Raw genomic sequence first — 16,912 nt, forward strand, 5'->3', positions numbered from 1 at the left:
CACACAAGGCTCAGATTTTACGTGACAGGATAAGTTACAAAGCGACAAGTTAGCAGTGTGAAATATATGACTAATAACAGCGTAACAAGTTTAGATTTTACGTAGAGCGGGAAAGGCTAAATATAAGAAGGTTAATTAACAATCAGAAAATCTAATCTGAGTGGTTTTTAGCATATAGATGACTTGCCTTCCTTCTAATACATGACTGCGCATAATGCATATTATGTTAAATAGACTAAGTGTGGATTGTTATCTCATATCTACGTTTAGCGCTTTATGTCCTTATTTAACATATTTTCTATTTAACATAAAATGTATAATATACTATTAACCTTCATGCGTTTTTCACGCTTTAAATGCAATGACTGATCCGTAATTTGTCTTTTAGTCATGCAATCTCAATGAGATAACTTGATACATATGCCAACCAATCATGTAACGATGCCGATTTAAAGCGATATCGTTACACTGGATCTGTTATATCATCGTAATCGAGACGATTTAACCCGCTCGGCTTCCATTTGCGACTTTTGTATCAGGGATAGCTAAGCATAGGCTTAAGTTATCGGCGTAACCGATATCAAATAACATGCCTTGTGATAATTCCCCTGCCATTTTTCTATCGGGAAGATTAACAACAAATAATGCTTGTTTGCCTTCAATATCATCAAGTCGTTCTTGTTTGATGCCCGAAAGTATTGAACGCGTATGATCGCCAAAATCGACCATTAACTTCATTAATTTATTTGATTTTTTAACCTCACTGATAGATATAATGGTACCTACACGAATATCTAGCTTTTCAAAATCTTCAAAACTAATCAATGCTTTAATTGGAGCTGGTTGCATCATTATTCCTTATTGTTTTTGAGTAAATAGCTGACTTATGACTCTAATCCATTAATTTTAACGCGATATATGGCACTAAGTTAAAGAGAATGATCCCAAGTTTATAATGCGCCAAAAATTTAAAATAAAGCGTGGGAAGCTCCGATGCTTTTATATCAAGTAACTGAGTATGGGTATGCATCGCAAACGAGCGAAAAAGGTAAATAAACAACACAGATAAAATTAAAAAACTAAGGTTTATGAGTGTGCACCAGCAGAAAAATGCTGTTATAAATTCTACATTTATCATGGTTAACTCTCCATAGAAGATTGAATCCGCAATATATGGGGGTAGTGTTATGCCCTACTGTTTAGTTATCTAGACGTTTTGTTGTTAACTAACGATTCAAAATATCGACGTAATTTATGAACACCCGACTTTGGCGCGCTCATATCCATAACTAATACGTTTAAGAAAAACTCAATAGGCCCATATTTAGCCGTACTAAATATCAATTTACACAGCTTTAATAATGCAACACGGATGAAATCTGGGATATAGGTGATTTTAACGGGCATCGACAGTACATCAAACGCAAGCGTAGCAAGCTCTGTTTGGGTGAAAACGTCTGGGCCCCCTACTGAAATTTGTTTTTGATCCTCTGTGATTGCATCAATACAAACTTGCGCTAAATCATCTCCATGGATGGGGTTTGACTTATATTGTCCTTTGCCAAATAAATAAATTCGGCCTTTTTTTGCCATATTATAAAATTCAGTCATATCAGAAAAGAACCCGGTTGGGCGCACTATGCAGTAGTCTAGACCTGAATTAATTAACGTGTTAACAAACTTTTCTTTGGCTTGGCAAATTTGTAAATTTTGTAACGCATCACCATTAAACACCGAGACATATATAAACTTTTTAACCGCACACCGTAGCGCTTCATTGAGGATGTTTAAGTTAGCTTGGTAATCAATATCCATATATGACAAGCCGTCTTGTTGCTTTGTGATCCCGAGCGTCGAGATAACAATATCAATATTGTCGCAGCAGTTTATTAAAGATGAAGTATTGGTCACATCGGCTTCAATAATCTCGATGGATTGCTGTAAATGTTGCAATTTGGAGGGGGTTCTCGCTAATGCAACGCATTGAAGGTTTCTTTCTATCAGGTTTTTTACGATGAACTTACCCAAATAACCGGTAGAGCCTACGACTAAGACGCGCATCATAATATTATCCTTAAAGTTTTGAATTATCATTTTATACGATTTACAAAAACAAGATCCCTTATGTGTAGCATACATCAAAGGGATTGTGATAAATATTAACTTGTATATGTTAAGCGCCCTGCTTATACCAAAGGAATTTTAAGTTATCATGTATTGCGCAGGAAAAATTAACACTAGCAATGCATGAGTTGTAGGAGAGTGTTGTTCTCACTTCAAAACTCACAACGCAGGGTGGGATAATTTCAACAAGCAAGACGGGTAACCTTTTTAGTTTATATTTTCCTTATTGATTTTCGCTATTAGTTACATTGAGCCACGACATAGCCTTAAAGAGTAAAGGTAGGCCGTAGCGCAAGGGTGCGAATCGATTAGATCACTTTTTCACCATTTTCTATGACTGCTTGACGGACTTTTTTAGTAAACGCGATAGCTTCAGTAATGATCTCTTTTTCGTTCACCGTGAGCATCTTACGATCTTCCATTATCAATTTTCCAGCGATGATAGAATGGCGTACATTTGCAGAGTTTGCGGAGTAAACTAAGACCGAATAAGGGTTGTACATTGGGATCATGTTTGGCGCTTTAGTATCAATGACGATCACATCTGCTAGTTTTCCAACTTCAAGAGAGCCAATTTTATCTTCCATATGTAGTGCTCTGGCAGCGCCCATTGTTGCCATATCGATAACTTTAATCGGTGGCATTGCGCCTCTATCATGGTTAACCAATTTATGTACTTTGGCAACTTGATTAAATTCATCAATGGTACTTAATGTATTGCCAGACATAGGACCGTCGGTACCTAAACCAATACGGACACCTTGATCGTACATCGCAAGCGCCGGCGACACACCTTTTGCAGATTTAATATTAGCACTCATATTATGTGCAACACCGGTACCCGCTTTTTTGACGAGTTCGATATCAGATGCGCTAACATTGATCATATGCGCAGCCACCAAACGTTCGTCGAGTGAGCCAATACTATGCATGTATTCCACCGGTGTTTTACCGTTGGCGCGTGCTGCTATTTTTTCATTTTCACGTTTTGATTCGGCGAGATGGATCAACACAGGCACATTGAGTTTTTTGGCTAACTTTGTTATCTGCTGTAAGACTTCCGTGCTGTTGGTATAAGGAGCATGTGGTGCAAATGCGGGAGTAATACGTGGATGGTTTTTATATTCTTCAATAAACTTAAGGGCGTATTGGATCCCCTCTTGGGCATTTTTTGCATCTGCAACAGGGAATTTGATCACGGTTTCGCCTAAAATAGCACGCATCCCTATTTTATCGACTGTTTTAGCGACTTCATCTTCAAAGTAGTACATGTCGCTATAAGTCGTGACACCACCTTTCACCATTTCAAGATTGCCTAAGTTAGCGCCAATGCGCACCATATTACGGCTAACAAGTTTTTTCTCTAAGGGGAAAATATAGCGATGTAAACGATTTGGCACATCATCTGCTAAAGAGCGAAATACCGTCATGGAGACATGGGTATGTGTATTAATTAAACCTGGCATCACGATGTCACCCGCAACATTTAGTATTTTATCGGCTTTGTATTGCTTGCTAATACTTGCATCACCCACGGCGATAATTTTATTATCTTTTATGACCACGGTGCCATGCTCATAAATCGTTTTATTATCATTCATGGTTAAGACGGTAGCATCGGTGATCATCAGATCAACGTTTTCAGTTGCATTAACGGACATTGCAAAGAGGATCGAAGTGGCAAGTAACGTTTTTTTTAAAAAGTGGCGCTTAGCAAACATGTTTAAATCTCAATGTTATACCAGAGGAATTCATTAAGTGATCATTTTAACAAGTAAGACGGATCTCTTTTTTAGTTCCTTTGGTCTTAGGTGTACAAGATAGAAATACTCTGCAAAGGAAATACGACGCTGAGCAGAGTGTCATTAATGTCTTCGCCATTAATTGATGTTTACAGATAAAAATATATCGTTGTAAAAAAGTTATGGCGAGTAATCATTTATAAACTAAGGGATCTCTGCGTTCATGTCTACGATGCACATGAATAATTATTAACTCTGTCTCATTAAAAAAACAGCGCTTATCTTAGGATCTAAATCTGCTTTATTTGTTCGCTTTTATTTGTATGCTATTGATACTATTTTAAAATCGTTCCAATAGAAGCCAGGGAGAAATGGGCCAATACATCAAATTACCAAGTGCAACAGTCCAGCTCGATTGTAGGCTAAAAGGCTTGTTTAAATGAGGGGGTTTAATCGAGCCTATCAGAATAGCATTGCGTAGGTCATCGCCAAAAATACGGTACTCCTGACCTTCTTTATCGATAAATACGGGATTAAGTACGGTTGAAAAATCAGGATGAGTGACTTCAATTCGCAGCATAGTCATGTGCGTATTTTTTGTTAGCAGAGCCAGTTTACTCTTCTCAAAATTCTTACGTAATATTTCGACATTAGAAGGCGCGATGAGTTGATAAACCGAGCTATCTGCGCTTTTAAGATAGGTCCAGCCCTTGTTGATTTCGAACTCTTTATTTAGATGCGGATAAAACAGTAGATTCGTCGGTTTATTCCAAAAAACCAAGGTACAAATAAGGGTTAAAAATAGGTTGATTAGCATTTTTGGTAATGACGGGCAACGATGTATTTTTATAAAATATAAGATGAGGAATGGGATCGCCAAGAAACAGCTTGAAAAGCCATTATTACAGGCACCACCTACAATAAAGATCATGCTGATGAGAACTAAAAGAATGTTATTAAGCGATTTGTAAAATCCGTTTATCAAAGTAGAAGCCCTATGCGTATCAAAAAACTAAAATAACGCTGTTTTATAACAAATAAATGAGTTGCAACTCAGAGAGATGGAGCATACCTTCCGTGTTGATATAAAAGACCTTTTAAATCAACACCACGTAGAATAATAGTTATTTACGCAGAAGATAAGGCTTTATAGCATAATATGAGAAAGGACGTACGAGGCATTAACTTTTATTGTGGAGAATATGAAATGATTTATATATTAAAGATGCAATACCGAGGAGCGTCCTCAGCATTGCTTGGTCTTAATTAACTATAAAAAGCTTCTACTTTGCCTTTTACGGTTAACATAAGGGGATGACCACGACGATCCATCGCTTTGTGCGAAGGAACTCTTACCCAACCTTCACTGATACAATATTCTTCTACATCAAAACGTTCTTTGCCGTTAAGTAAAATACCAATATTGTGCTCAAAAATTTCTTCCACGTGGTGTGGACTGCGGGGATCACTTGAAAGGCGATCTGGTAAAGTGGGTAGTGATGTAGTGTCGTTCATGTTCAAAACCTGTAGTTAATAGATAGTGCGCTATTGTAGACAATATATGTCTCACGCTCAAGAGTTGTTATGTCAGAAAGTCTGCTTTCGTCCATAACAGGATTTACGTTTCAACAAAAAACACCTATTTAAGTAAATAGGTGTTGATGTCATCACAACGGATGCGCCACAATGTAGGAGCATCGCGTGATAATGTTTAAGATAAGCTAAATAAATCTTTCTCTTTATGTTTGCTATTTTTCAGTGCTTGGCCTGCTTTTCTGTTTGCAGCGACTGCATTTTTATTCGCCGATACCGATTGTGCGTAAGAGGCTTTTGAGTGGTTTTCTGCATTTTGAGATGAGATAGCTTGTTGTCTTTGATACTCTTCTGTTTGTAATGCAGATTGTCGCGTTTCTTCCGCTTTTTGTTTTAGATCTAATTCAGTTTCTAATTTAGAAATATTAGATTTAAAGTTTTTTAATGCATCATTGCCTAACTGCGTTGCAATAAGTTGCATAACATCTTGCTGAGAAGATACTTTATGCAAACAATCTAATTCATTCCAGATCAGGGTGATGAAGTTATCGAGTGTCTCTTTAATATCAAACGCTAATAACGCTTTATGCGGTAAAATTTTATATATGAAGAAATTATTTGAATAAGTGCTGAAAGTACTCATAAAGGTTTGGTAGATAGCAACATTAGTTATCTTCTCGTCTGAGATCATATCAACCATATCAGAGTTGAAACAGTCGGAGTCGAGATACTTATTTATGATATGTGTTCTATCGATAGCATCATACTGAGCGTTAAAGAAAACATGTTTAACAATATAAATGTCATTATAACGTAATAACCAAGTGTAAATTTGCGCATCAGAGACTTTATTTTCTTGTATTAAGCCAAAGAGATGCTCCGCCACTACTGAGTTATAAATAAAGCCATTGTTAGTTAAATCAAAATAAGCTTCTATAAACTGCTCTATATTCTCCGGTGTTTGGTTCTCTTTTAAATAGGCGCCAAATAATTCCCCATAAAACGTAACTGGGATAATGCCATCTAATTTTCTTTTTTGTAAATCATAAAAAGAATCAGATATCGACTTTAAGTTAATGAAATCATTATTTATCATAAAGTTTTGAAGGTTTATGGTTTTTATTTTGAAGTCTGTATTTTCACTATCAAAGTCAGGCTCTATCGCTGAAAATTCTTTTAATAAGTCCGCCTGACGCTCAATCGACAAAACAAAGGTTTGATAAGTTGTATCATGCTGCGTAACGACATCTGCTACATCGTTATCTAATAACACACTCAATAACGGTCGAAATATATCAACGCTAAGTAAGGCAGATACCTTGTTGTTTTTATCAGAAATAAAGTTGTTTAGGGTTCGTAAATCATCCATCTTTAAGGGGGATGAGAGTAAATACGCTTCTAATTCTATGTTCGAGGGTAGCGCGTCTTTAAAGGGTGTTAACTCTGCAATGGCGAGCCTAAACTTGTCTGGCGTTGCAACAATGGCGTTGTTATCCATTGTGGTTGTAAAATCAAGCGCCATAAACGTATCAATATTTTTAAGCGCATTAAGTACTTTTGGTAAATCTGCGACTAATTTATTTGCCAGTAACGCGTTCAGATCTTTTATTTGAGCGTTGATTAGCAAGGGAATGATAGTATTTAACAGTTTAATGGCGGGTGCATTTTGATAAAAGAAAAGAAAGGCATCTCTTCTTTTCACATCTTTATATTTTACGTCAAGAATTAAATCATCTGTCCGCATTAATTTTTTAAAGAGAATGACGTCGGTTGTAATAAAACAGCCAATAGAGATTGAAGACTTAACTTTTATTTGAGGTAATAGTGTAAAAATATCCGATAACTCTAAAAGAGCCAGGTTTTCAGTGATCTCTTCTATGTCTTTATCTAAATCTCCTGAGTATTTAAATTTATCAGAAGGTAGTACAGGTTGTTGCCAATTCATTGATTTGTATAGAAAATAAAAACCATAATTCATGCTGACATATAAGAATATCGTTAAAATAGGCAAAGAGAGGATGAGTTGCTCTAGCATGGTCAAATCAAGGGGATCAAATAAAGTGATCAAAACGGCAAAAACAGGCGCCCAAAATTTAGGTGCGCCGATGCCTTTACTATTATTGACCAGTTTAACATCGTCTTTTTGCTTAAATTTATCAAACAGCGCTAAATATTCTTTTTTTTCCACTTTAAATTCCTTTTTTAGTTAATGACTTATCTCGAGTGCTAGCGTAAATCCCTTGCCATGGTACAGTGATTTATTCACCTTGGTTAGCGCTGAGATCATTAATGTTATCAACCAATTAGATAACAAAACAAATCAACTAGCAAGAATAAATCAACTTAAACGTGCGATCTAAGCCCGCCAAATGTTAGACAATAAAAAACCGCATGAAGATAACGACTAACGTCACCTTACTTAGCGGTTTTTTGACTGTGATGCGCCAAACTTAAACGATCACTTCACGTTTTGTTGTGCTTTCTTCTGCGCTTTTTCTGCGCGGCGCTCATTAATGACTTGTTTAACCGCCCCACCAATATGTGCTTCACCACGTTTCTCTGCTAATCCCATTTGACGCTCGCGCTCAGCAAAACGATTACGTTGTATATCTGTAACTTGATCATGACAACGATGACAGCTAAGGCCTTTAACATAATGCGGGCTTTGCATTTCGTCTTGAGTTAAAGGGTAACGACAAGCATAACACTGCCCACATTGCCCTTGTTTTAAATCGTGATCCACCGAGACTCTAGCATCAAATACAAAGCATTCGCCTTCCCACATACTTTCTTCTTTTTTGACTTCTTCAAGATATTTAAGAATACCACCCTCTAAGTGATAAACTTCTGAAAACCCCTGCTCTTTTAAGTAAGCCGTTGATTTTTCACAGCGGATCCCACCAGTACAGTACATTGCGACTTTTTTGTGTTTGTTTTTATCTAAATTATTCTTAACATACTCAGGAAATTCACGGAAAGTGGTGGTATGTGGATTAACGGCATTTTGAAATGTACCAATTTCAATTTCGTAATCATTACGCGTATCAATCAAGGTCACGTCGGGATCAGAAATAAGCGCATTCCAATCCTTGGGTTTAACATAAGTCCCCACCACTTGGTTAGGATCAATGCCTTCAACACCCAGTGTGACAATTTCTTTTTTGAGTTTTACTTTTGTACGTAGAAAAGGATTTTCATCATGGTAAGACTGCTTAAAAGAGATCTCTTCTAAATTTGGATATAGAGATAAGAAACTTAATACGGCGTCAATCCCCTTTTGAGGACCGGCAATCGTACCATTGATACCTTCGGCTGCGAGTAGCAAGGTACCGCGAACGTCTTGGCTTTGCATTTTCTGTAATAAAGGCGCACGTAACGCTTCAAACGTTTCTAAGCGGACGAACTTATATAATGCACAAACAGTGATTTTTACTGACATTTTCTATTCCTAGTGAGCGAACTAGATCGTAAATCTAGTGCTGTAGATAAAGGCTGAATGCTAACAGAAATATAAGCTTGATGCAGATAAATTGATCTATATCAATTTACCCATGTAAAAACAAAGGGTTTAAGTTGCGTTGAATTTATACGCGATAGGTTTTGATTTTTTGAAGAAGAGAGCCATTAGGGAATATCTATTTGATGGGATAATGAAGAAATAAAGGCAGAAAATGCTGATGAGTTCAGAGCTCTGTCGCGTTTCTTTTTATCGCATTTTTATACGCGACGTGAATAGCTATGTTTTTGATTAGTGACTTGTTGTTAGTGTGGGCTGTTAATAACCAAGATAAAATAAGATGAGTCGTTTCTCTTTTTGACATAAAAAAGCCCCGATAATATCGAGGCGCGATAACGAAAGCTATTTAAGTCGCTTTCTTTTTCATTGAAAAACCAATGCCGGCGAGTCCAAATGCAAGTAATAGTATCGCTGAAGGTTCAGGTACTTGTACCGTGCGTAAGTTATGTACACCTATGTATTGGTCACTAAATTGAATATATTTTATTTCATTGGTGTCACTGCTAAAACCAAGATCGAATCCTGAATTATTAGACTTATTAGTACGGAAGGTCAACGTATTCGTTTCCAATAAATTAAAGTTTGAATCAAAAACACTCATTTTAGCATTGCCAAACCAACCATCTATATAGTTTACAAAGGCTAATACTTCACTAACCGCGTTATCGAACTCTATCGTCATTGTTCCAAACGAAGTATTAAGACCAATCATATTCATGTTATTCCAGCGCCCATTACGTAAAAAACCATAATTACCATCATAACCATAAACAGATGACGAATAAGTCGAACTATAAGTTATACCACTTTCATGGATGGACCCAGATTTAGCGCCCGAAGAAAGGAAGTCATGCGTCGTATAACCGGAAGAAATACTCGTTATTAAAGTAGCATTTGCAGAGAAAGCAAACAAACAGGCGAGTAAACAAACAAACTTTTTCATTATATTTTCCTCATTATAAATAGATTTAACCAAGTAAGAGCAAGAACTGAGCCAAGCTTTTAGTGCATTGAATTATCAGTCTTATTTTTATATTGAGATTTGTGACAGGAAGAAAGTGTATAAAAAGTCGACATGTTTTTTGTGGGGTAGGAGCAAATATCCATCAGTGATAAGCAATATACTCATTGATGCACTAAACCCATAAAAAGAGAAAAGTACTTTTCAATCGGTAGAGTCAGATATTGTTAAGCCTTACATACAAGGATATCAATCACTTTGTCCACGATGTCGCCTGCATTGCTACGTCCTCTCTCTTTGTGCTGATACGTTTCGATAATGCTAAAACCGGATGAATGTAGTAACTTAATGGCTTTTAACGGATCATATAGTTCAAAACCATATTCAACAAACGCAAGATCCTTCATAAATTTACAATTACCGAAGGCAATGCACAATAAGCCGGATGGTTTCAGTACTCTTCGAATCTCTGCAAGATGCTCACTAGGATCGTCCCAAAAGTAAATAGTGTGAGCCGTAAATACTTTGTCGAATATGTGGCTTTCAAATGCTAACTGTTGAGAGTTGCCTTGTTGGAATTGAACGATCCCAATATTTATCAAGTGTTCATTGATACTCCGAGCCTCTACCACCATCTCTGCAGACCAATCGACACCCATATAGGTGATATCTTTGGCGACATTAATGATATCAGCGACGAATGTGCCATTACCTGGGCCAATTTCTAACACCGAGTCAGATGCCTTTAGTTGCAAAAGTCCGATGCATTTTTTATTAAGTGAATAGTTGGATATATTCATCTTTTTTGCAACGTCCGTTGCTTCTGCCCCACTGGGGCAACGCAACTGCGATGCTATTTCTTGTGGTTGCATATTTTCCCTTATCCCGACTTATTCTTTAATTAAGTACGGGCTCATCATCATGTAAACTCACCCATGCAGCCTTGTCTGTGGTGTAAACTTGTATCTGTGGCGCTAACACCTTCTTGTGGTTGCATATTTTCCCTTATCCCGACTTATTCTTTAATTAAGTACGGGCTCATCATCATGTAAACTCACCCATGCAGCCTTGTCTGTGGTGTAAACTTGTATCTGTGGCGCTAACACCTTCTTGTGGTTGCATATTTTCCCTTATCCCGACTTATTCTTTAATTAAGTACGGGCTCATCATCATGTAAACTCACCCATGCTGCCTTGTCTGCGGTGTAAACTTGTATCTGTGGCGCTAACACCTCTGAATAATTATCAATCGCGCCAAGGGGAATAACAAAGTGATCAGGAAAGTGCTTTCCATTCATTAAATAGGTAGAAGAGCCACAAAGAGAACAAAATGTTTTACTGGAGAGTTCACTCGCCTCATATTTAGAGAGATATTCTTTACCTGACGTTATTTCAAGTTGCTCCTGAGGGACAATAACCCATGAGCTATAATCCGATCCTTGTAATTTTCTACAATTTTGACAATGGCATTTAACAACCGTTTTAATCGGTAAAGTAAATTCCCACTTTACAGCCTTACAATGACAACTTCCTTTAACGGTACTCATAGTTCACTCCTCAGGTTTTAAAATATGGCGATCATTAACGAGCACGTCGGTTTGGCAGTGTTATTAGGTGTGTTATATTTTTGATGGATGAACGACGTGAAATTGCTCTAAAACTAGCATCATATCTGCACATGCGTCAATATTAAGCTCGGAACATTCGTTTACAAAGAAATCCCAGTGGGCTTTTCGCCACCATTTTAGTGTACGATCGCCCTCACCTTCTAGATAAGCAAATTCAGTGGATACGTCAGAATATTTACATTCTTTCACCGAATCAATTTCAACAATACAAATCGGATGGCCATTCCAGTCAGTGACAACCATCAAGTGGCCAATTTTGGGCATTGGCTCATTCGCAGCGCCATACCCATATTTCAGGCTACACGTCGCTGTTTTTTGGCCTTTACGGATCAACTCTGCACATAAATTGGCATTGTACTCATCAGCACAAAAGTAATCTGCGCTAAATGATTGATATCGTTGACGTTCAGATGCGCTTAATGATCCAAGGTATTGATTCAAATAGTTTTTGGCTTTTTCTTCCATGATATTAATTTTACTCGTTATTAAAATATAACCGCGATACGGCTACATGTGGATTAATATCACCTAACAATCACTGATGCGCGCTTCGTTAATGACTTGTTCTATTTACTAAGCTTAAAGCTATTTACATTAGACATTAATTGTTCTTTATTTAGCTCCCAGTCATCCTCGGTGCTTGTCGCGGTAGCTAAATAAATATGATCACCTTTTTTGAATGCTTTCGCGTACCAATGAAGACTTAAACTTTGCATTTTCCCCCTATATTCAAATGTAAGAGAGTTACCCTGTTCGTTTATATAGAGAACGGTTAATCCCCTCAATTTAAATTGACCTTCGGATAAGTCTTTGTATTCTTGCATTGTTCCTGAATAAGCTTGAACTTGAACGTTTACATTTGCCGAAAAACCATTCTTTGCAGGAAGAAGCATCTGAATTGGCTGAATTATTCCTAAGGTAGGACTGCTATCTAGGCTAGCAATTGAAAAACCTGCTTTTGGAAATTCTAAGGTTTCGGCATGAGCAAACGAAACGAGAAGGCTTGCTGCAAACAATATTCCTTTATTAATACGCATAAACTCTAAATTCCTTGTAAATATTACATTGTTAAGTTTCATTTTCATGCTCAGTTAGACTCCTCAGTTACCTCGAAATATAACGCTTTAATAACTGGCGCGTAGCTTTGGGGCCCTTTCTTTTGCAAAAACAATGAGAAAGCGTTATGTGTCAGATCATTCAACGACTTCATCTTTTATCGGGACAAATTTACTTAAAACGCTCTTTAACTCAGTTACTTTAATTTCAGTGCTGATTGTCATCAATGCGTACATTATAGTGACAACGCCCTGTAGCACGGTGCCAACCATGTTTGAATTCATGAAACTATAAACGGTAAATACCCCGAACATTAACGCTAAAAATGGAATAATATATTGCCCATAAGAAAAACTTAGTTTTTGACGACTTTGATCCCAAGATATTGATACTTTATTGGCAAAGCCTCCTAGCTTAACTTTAAACTTATCATTGCCATGTACGAATTCATATCCATTAGAACTTAGAGCCTTACCCAAATTTGATATATCCACTTTTAAATCCTTATTTACATTTTTTATGTGATCATTCTGCTTTGGATGAAAATCTTTTATGCCTTTATTTTTAATATGATCTTTTACATAAAAAATACTCATAACCAGAAAAAATTTATTGCGTCATTTATAGATGTATTTGAAAAGGTATATATGCAGCCCGCATAGCTAGATACGCAATAGCTAAAATAACAGCGCGGACTAAAATTTTCGATCATACGGTGCAGCGAAGCGGAATTGAGCAAGCTGTTGTAGTCCTGCTTTATGGTCTTGTTCACGGCTGAAAAGTCATGATGATTTCATTGCCGTTGTCTACAACACGGTTGAAACCAAAACTTTCATAAGATTTAATTGCCACATAATTGCTAGAGTAAACAGTTAACTCCAACGTGTTTGCACTGCAATTGAGCAATACTGATCCAGCTTTTGACAATAACCGTTGGCCCGTTGATTTGCCTCGAGCATTTGAGGTGACATACATTTGAACAATTTCTAATGAATTTTTTTTATCCCTTGGGATCAAACCGCATAAACCAATAAGATCTTGACCACTAAAAGCGCCAATCATTACGTAATTTTCGTTTTCGTCTTCAATCATGCGCTCAAAGAACAATTTAGGTAGTTTAGATTGTGTTTCGTGATCAGAGCCAAATAACTCTGCATGCATTTTAAGACTTTCAAGCCGTAACTCTCGATATTTGAGGCTGTCCTGTCGTTTTAGAATTTTGCAATGCACTTCCATACTACCTCGTAGTGAGTATAACGCCTTGTTAGTTGTTTATTCTAGTAATCTTTCTCATATAACTAGTCGGGCTTTCAACTACCATAAAACCAAACTTTTCGTATAAGCCTTGTGCATCACTTGTTCGTAATAGCCAATTAACAGTTTTTAAATATTGCCCCCATAAGTAATTAACCGAAACCTACTTGAACATTATTTATATAAACACCAAGTCATATAGAGTTATCAATAGATATTTGAACCGGTTCAAGTGTTCGTCCTTTTCCCCAATAAGATCTATTTGAAATGTGATCGTAAATTTTACTCACATCCAACTTATCTTTATCTAATGAGATCACCGGTACACTACTCAATTTTAAAACTCCATTAACTGCTATCGTTGCAATAAACGACTAAAAACGGTTGGCTATAATTTGTGATGAACTGAAATACTTTTTAATTTTTATCATACTCATTAAATTTATTAAACTTGATAATTGCGGTTAGCTCTTTACCGTATAAATGGCCTTTTTCGGAATAACGATCTAGCTTTGTCACAAGTATAAAGGGATCATTCGTTATCACTTTGGTTTGTCGAAATTCAGCAAAGGCACTACTTCTGGCTAATGTACGATAATAATCATATACAGCTTCTTCAACCGTGCGGTATTTCTTCAGCCAAATGGTTTTACCACTACGCTTTTGTAATGCCGCAATACGGGGTTCATTTTCATCAAAAGACCATACACCAAATATATTATTCGCTTCTCTAAAAAAACGAGAAGTAGCCCAAGAGCTTTCCATTGCAGCTTGTGCGATAGCAATGCTCCTGGGGTGTGGTTTTAGTGCCATGAGTAGATCACTATTTGTAGTCGCTTTATATTCAACTTTCAATTTTTCTATTTCATCATTGCTTTGCCCTGCATCTATTATTTCTTTAATTTCCACATATTGCTTCATCAAATTTGCATAGACATTATTAACGGCGGGAACGATTAACGATCTAAACCTTTCTTTTTTGTCTTGTACGGTCACGGGTGCCAATTCAGCTTCATTTTGAGTTATATAGAAAATGAGACTGGCTATACTCAACAGAAGAGCAATCACCATAGCTATTTTGGTTTGCTTAGCAAGTTGCACTGTTTATTCCTTTTTTATACGATAATGAATAATTAAGAATGTATTTAATGGACGCTAATTACACATCTAACAATTACTTATAGTTTATTTAATAGCACAAAAACACACCAATAAACAGTGCGTTGTTATTATTCGCCTATGTGTGAGTGATTATTTTTTGTGTTCGAAGTGAAATCTGTTGTTATAGCGGGATCTATAGAAGTACATATTTGATAAAAAGTATTGCTTGTTTACGGGGGGGCTTACACTTATTCAAATGTAAAAGTAATGCATTTACTGCGTTAAAAAACCTAAAAAGTCACATTATAAGGCAAATGAAAATTAGACTGTGTATATAGGTTAACTTCGGGGCGGGGGAAATGCAGAAACTACAGGAATTGAATACGGAAGTATCGCAACAGATACAGTAATAGTTAATATGAATAATATACTTAGGCGTTTTCCTAAGCGTATTTTTGTATAGAACGAATGACTATTCCATGAAAAGGATGCGCCCATTGAATGACTGGCTAACACCATATTCCGCGCCTTACCCGTTGCAATGCTTTGTTAGCTTGCAACCTTGCGAAAGATCCATTCTAACGGCCCTGTTTCAAAAAACTTAAGCCACGTGACACTAAATATCACCCCAAAAACACAGAATATCAATGCGCTAAGCAGTGAAAAGTTTATTGTCTGGTTTTCTAACCGTCCGATAGAGTCAAGGAGACCCATACCAATAATGACGTGGGCAACATACAAGGTTAAAGACACTTTCCCCGTTTGGCACAGCCATCTAATCATATTACTTTCCGAATATCTCTCTGAAAAGTAGAGGCAAGTAACCAGCGTCACAACGGCGGAGCTACCGGCAGAGATTATATATTGAGGTAACGGGGGGATGATGGATGTTGAAAATAAAAATGCCACTTCCTCTGGTGCCATTTCAAGCGCACTACCGTCACCGATAGCAGCTCTTATAAAATAAAAGCTACATTCGGTGATAATAAGGGTGATGAGTGACCCAATAAGCAGCCTTTTTCTCATAAATGCTTGCGATAAATCCAGCCTCCCTAGCCACATCCCAAATAATAAAAAGGTAGCCCAAGGAAACACTGGGTGAAAACCGTTAAATATTATATGCCTAACCATACCATCGAATGTCCAAAAATTTTCATAGGTTAATGTCACCCAATTCCAGTTCTGTTCATAGTTGAAAAACAGCATCAAAACGGGAAATGAGATCATGATCAGTGCCGATATAAATAACAGTACTTTGTCGTTAACCGTAAAGGTTACGGCCGCTATTAAGAAATAAAACCCGTAAAAATGGAGGATGTCAGCCTCCCATATTGGCGTAAAAAGAAGACCTATCGAAATCAGTAACAATCCTCGTTTTAGCAACGATAAACGACTCTTTAGTATAAAAAATCGTTCACCAGACGCCCTTGCTTTATTGGTTATAAATGTGACGCCAATACCTGCGAGAATGACGAATAATGCCGATGCTCGACCTTCAAAAAGCCCTGCGAAACTTAGCAATAGAGAATGACCCGTTTCAGGATCCATTGCGATTTTAAAGTTAACTATGATCATGGCGAATATTGCTAAAGCTCTGGCAAGATCAAACCCCGCTACTCTTTGGCTCATCGAAACTCCATTAAAAGCTAACGCCTCGTTAATCGAACTAAAATTATGGGTTGAAATATTGAGAAACGAAACATAATTAATAGTTTTAGTTTCGTTTAAACGCCTCGTGTATAAGCAACGAGCAGAATGACAAATTTGTCTTATTCGCCATTGTTCTTATTGCTTGATCCTATCTTAACTACGTTTAGGTTTTCATTAGATAATGCAAAGGCTGACTATAACTATATAACATAATGAAATTTTTATTATGTTTCAAATTAAAGGAAAGTAATGATTAAACATCAGGCTCATAACCAAATACTAAATACTAAGTGCGAAGCGCTCTAGCACTGATCTTATCTCATCGATTCTTGTAAATAGCCCTTTTT

The 16,912-nt window shown here is 36.9% G+C and carries 17 protein-coding genes; all 17 read right to left on the reverse strand.

The window, feature by feature from the left end:
* Positions 1-501: 501 nt before the first annotated feature.
* The 17 genes from PCNPT3_RS06345 to PCNPT3_RS06425 all read right to left on the reverse strand — a co-directional run bounded on the left by PCNPT3_RS06345 (position 502) and on the right by PCNPT3_RS06425 (position 16,544).
* The gene (locus PCNPT3_RS06345; RefSeq protein WP_015465043.1) at positions 502-849 is read right to left on the reverse strand and encodes a tRNA-binding protein; all 348 of its coding nucleotides are present in this window, start codon (positions 847-849) and stop codon (positions 502-504) included.
* Positions 850-892: 43 nt separating this feature from the next.
* Complete coding sequence (locus PCNPT3_RS14415) at positions 893-1,138, reverse strand: DUF6868 family protein (RefSeq protein WP_015465044.1); 246 nt, start codon at positions 1,136-1,138, stop codon at positions 893-895.
* 65 nt (positions 1,139-1,203) lie between these two features.
* The gene (locus tag PCNPT3_RS06355; RefSeq protein WP_332251535.1) at positions 1,204-2,139 is read right to left on the reverse strand and encodes an SDR family oxidoreductase; all 936 of its coding nucleotides are present in this window, start codon (positions 2,137-2,139) and stop codon (positions 1,204-1,206) included.
* A 293-nt stretch (positions 2,140-2,432) separates the two neighbouring features.
* A complete protein-coding gene (locus tag PCNPT3_RS06360; RefSeq protein ID WP_015465046.1) occupies positions 2,433-3,845 on the reverse strand; it encodes an amidohydrolase in 1,413 nt (470 codons plus the stop codon).
* A gap of 361 nt (positions 3,846-4,206) precedes the next feature.
* Complete coding sequence (locus PCNPT3_RS06365) at positions 4,207-4,797, reverse strand: hypothetical protein (protein WP_156801506.1); 591 nt, start codon at positions 4,795-4,797, stop codon at positions 4,207-4,209.
* A 335-nt stretch (positions 4,798-5,132) separates the two neighbouring features.
* Entirely contained in the window at positions 5,133-5,381 is a 249-nt protein-coding gene (locus tag PCNPT3_RS06370) for a DUF3297 family protein (RefSeq protein ID WP_015465048.1), read from the reverse strand.
* A 196-nt stretch (positions 5,382-5,577) separates the two neighbouring features.
* Entirely contained in the window at positions 5,578-7,587 is a 2,010-nt protein-coding gene (locus PCNPT3_RS06375) for a hypothetical protein (RefSeq protein ID WP_015465049.1), read from the reverse strand.
* 270 nt (positions 7,588-7,857) lie between these two features.
* Positions 7,858-8,838, reverse strand: coding sequence for an oxygen-dependent tRNA uridine(34) hydroxylase TrhO (trhO, locus tag PCNPT3_RS06380; protein ID WP_015465050.1), 981 nt, complete (start codon positions 8,836-8,838; stop codon positions 7,858-7,860).
* A 424-nt stretch (positions 8,839-9,262) separates the two neighbouring features.
* Complete coding sequence (locus PCNPT3_RS06385) at positions 9,263-9,859, reverse strand: PEP-CTERM sorting domain-containing protein (protein ID WP_015465051.1); 597 nt, start codon at positions 9,857-9,859, stop codon at positions 9,263-9,265.
* A 245-nt stretch (positions 9,860-10,104) separates the two neighbouring features.
* Complete coding sequence (locus tag PCNPT3_RS06390; protein WP_015465052.1) at positions 10,105-10,749, reverse strand: class I SAM-dependent methyltransferase; 645 nt, start codon at positions 10,747-10,749, stop codon at positions 10,105-10,107.
* A gap of 275 nt (positions 10,750-11,024) precedes the next feature.
* Positions 11,025-11,423, reverse strand: a complete 399-nt coding sequence (locus PCNPT3_RS06395; protein ID WP_015465053.1) for a GFA family protein — start codon at positions 11,421-11,423, stop codon at positions 11,025-11,027.
* 72 nt (positions 11,424-11,495) lie between these two features.
* On the reverse strand, positions 11,496-11,969 hold the full coding sequence (locus PCNPT3_RS06400; RefSeq protein WP_015465054.1) for an ASCH domain-containing protein: 474 nt from the start codon (positions 11,967-11,969) through the stop codon (positions 11,496-11,498).
* 101 nt (positions 11,970-12,070) lie between these two features.
* A complete protein-coding gene (locus tag PCNPT3_RS06405) occupies positions 12,071-12,589 on the reverse strand; it encodes a hypothetical protein (RefSeq protein ID WP_015465055.1) in 519 nt (172 codons plus the stop codon).
* Positions 12,590-12,697: 108 nt separating this feature from the next.
* On the reverse strand, positions 12,698-13,054 hold the full coding sequence (locus PCNPT3_RS06410) for a hypothetical protein (protein ID WP_156801507.1): 357 nt from the start codon (positions 13,052-13,054) through the stop codon (positions 12,698-12,700).
* A 274-nt stretch (positions 13,055-13,328) separates the two neighbouring features.
* Positions 13,329-13,796, reverse strand: a complete 468-nt coding sequence (locus PCNPT3_RS06415) for a GNAT family N-acetyltransferase (protein ID WP_015465057.1) — start codon at positions 13,794-13,796, stop codon at positions 13,329-13,331.
* 435 nt (positions 13,797-14,231) lie between these two features.
* Positions 14,232-14,915, reverse strand: a complete 684-nt coding sequence (locus PCNPT3_RS06420; protein WP_015465058.1) for a glucosaminidase domain-containing protein — start codon at positions 14,913-14,915, stop codon at positions 14,232-14,234.
* A gap of 549 nt (positions 14,916-15,464) precedes the next feature.
* Positions 15,465-16,544 (reverse strand): DUF418 domain-containing protein, encoded by a 1,080-nt coding sequence (locus PCNPT3_RS06425; RefSeq protein WP_015465059.1) that lies wholly within the window; start codon positions 16,542-16,544, stop codon positions 15,465-15,467.
* Between the last annotated feature and the right edge of the window lie 368 nt (positions 16,545-16,912).

Source organism: Psychromonas sp. CNPT3 (genome assembly GCF_000153405.2).
Taxonomy (GTDB): domain Bacteria; phylum Pseudomonadota; class Gammaproteobacteria; order Enterobacterales; family Psychromonadaceae; genus Psychromonas.

What these genes read in the sequence shown, in the direction of transcription:
- PCNPT3_RS06395 (WP_015465053.1), bottom strand. Translation starts at nt 11,423, where the DNA reads ATGAGTACCGTTAAAGGAAGTTGTCATTGTAAGGCTGTAAAGTGGGAA.
- PCNPT3_RS06355 (WP_332251535.1), bottom strand. Translation starts at nt 2,139, where the DNA reads ATGTATGCTACACATAAGGGATCTTGTTTTTGTAAATCGTATAAAATG.
- PCNPT3_RS14415 (WP_015465044.1), bottom strand. Translation starts at nt 1,138, where the DNA reads ATGATAAATGTAGAATTTATAACAGCATTTTTCTGCTGGTGCACACTC.
- PCNPT3_RS06400 (WP_015465054.1), bottom strand. Translation starts at nt 11,969, where the DNA reads ATGGAAGAAAAAGCCAAAAACTATTTGAATCAATACCTTGGATCATTA.
- PCNPT3_RS06390 (WP_015465052.1), bottom strand. Translation starts at nt 10,749, where the DNA reads ATGCAACCACAAGAAATAGCATCGCAGTTGCGTTGCCCCAGTGGGGCA.
- PCNPT3_RS06385 (WP_015465051.1), bottom strand. Translation starts at nt 9,859, where the DNA reads ATGAAAAAGTTTGTTTGTTTACTCGCCTGTTTGTTTGCTTTCTCTGCA.
- trhO (WP_015465050.1), bottom strand. Translation starts at nt 8,838, where the DNA reads ATGTCAGTAAAAATCACTGTTTGTGCATTATATAAGTTCGTCCGCTTA.
- PCNPT3_RS06425 (WP_015465059.1), bottom strand. Translation starts at nt 16,544, where the DNA reads ATGAGCCAAAGAGTAGCGGGGTTTGATCTTGCCAGAGCTTTAGCAATA.
- PCNPT3_RS06415 (WP_015465057.1), bottom strand. Translation starts at nt 13,796, where the DNA reads ATGGAAGTGCATTGCAAAATTCTAAAACGACAGGACAGCCTCAAATAT.
- PCNPT3_RS06365 (WP_156801506.1), bottom strand. Translation starts at nt 4,797, where the DNA reads ATGATCTTTATTGTAGGTGGTGCCTGTAATAATGGCTTTTCAAGCTGT.
- PCNPT3_RS06360 (WP_015465046.1), bottom strand. Translation starts at nt 3,845, where the DNA reads ATGTTTGCTAAGCGCCACTTTTTAAAAAAAACGTTACTTGCCACTTCG.
- PCNPT3_RS06345 (WP_015465043.1), bottom strand. Translation starts at nt 849, where the DNA reads ATGCAACCAGCTCCAATTAAAGCATTGATTAGTTTTGAAGATTTTGAA.
- PCNPT3_RS06370 (WP_015465048.1), bottom strand. Translation starts at nt 5,381, where the DNA reads ATGAACGACACTACATCACTACCCACTTTACCAGATCGCCTTTCAAGT.
- PCNPT3_RS06405 (WP_015465055.1), bottom strand. Translation starts at nt 12,589, where the DNA reads ATGAAAATGAAACTTAACAATGTAATATTTACAAGGAATTTAGAGTTT.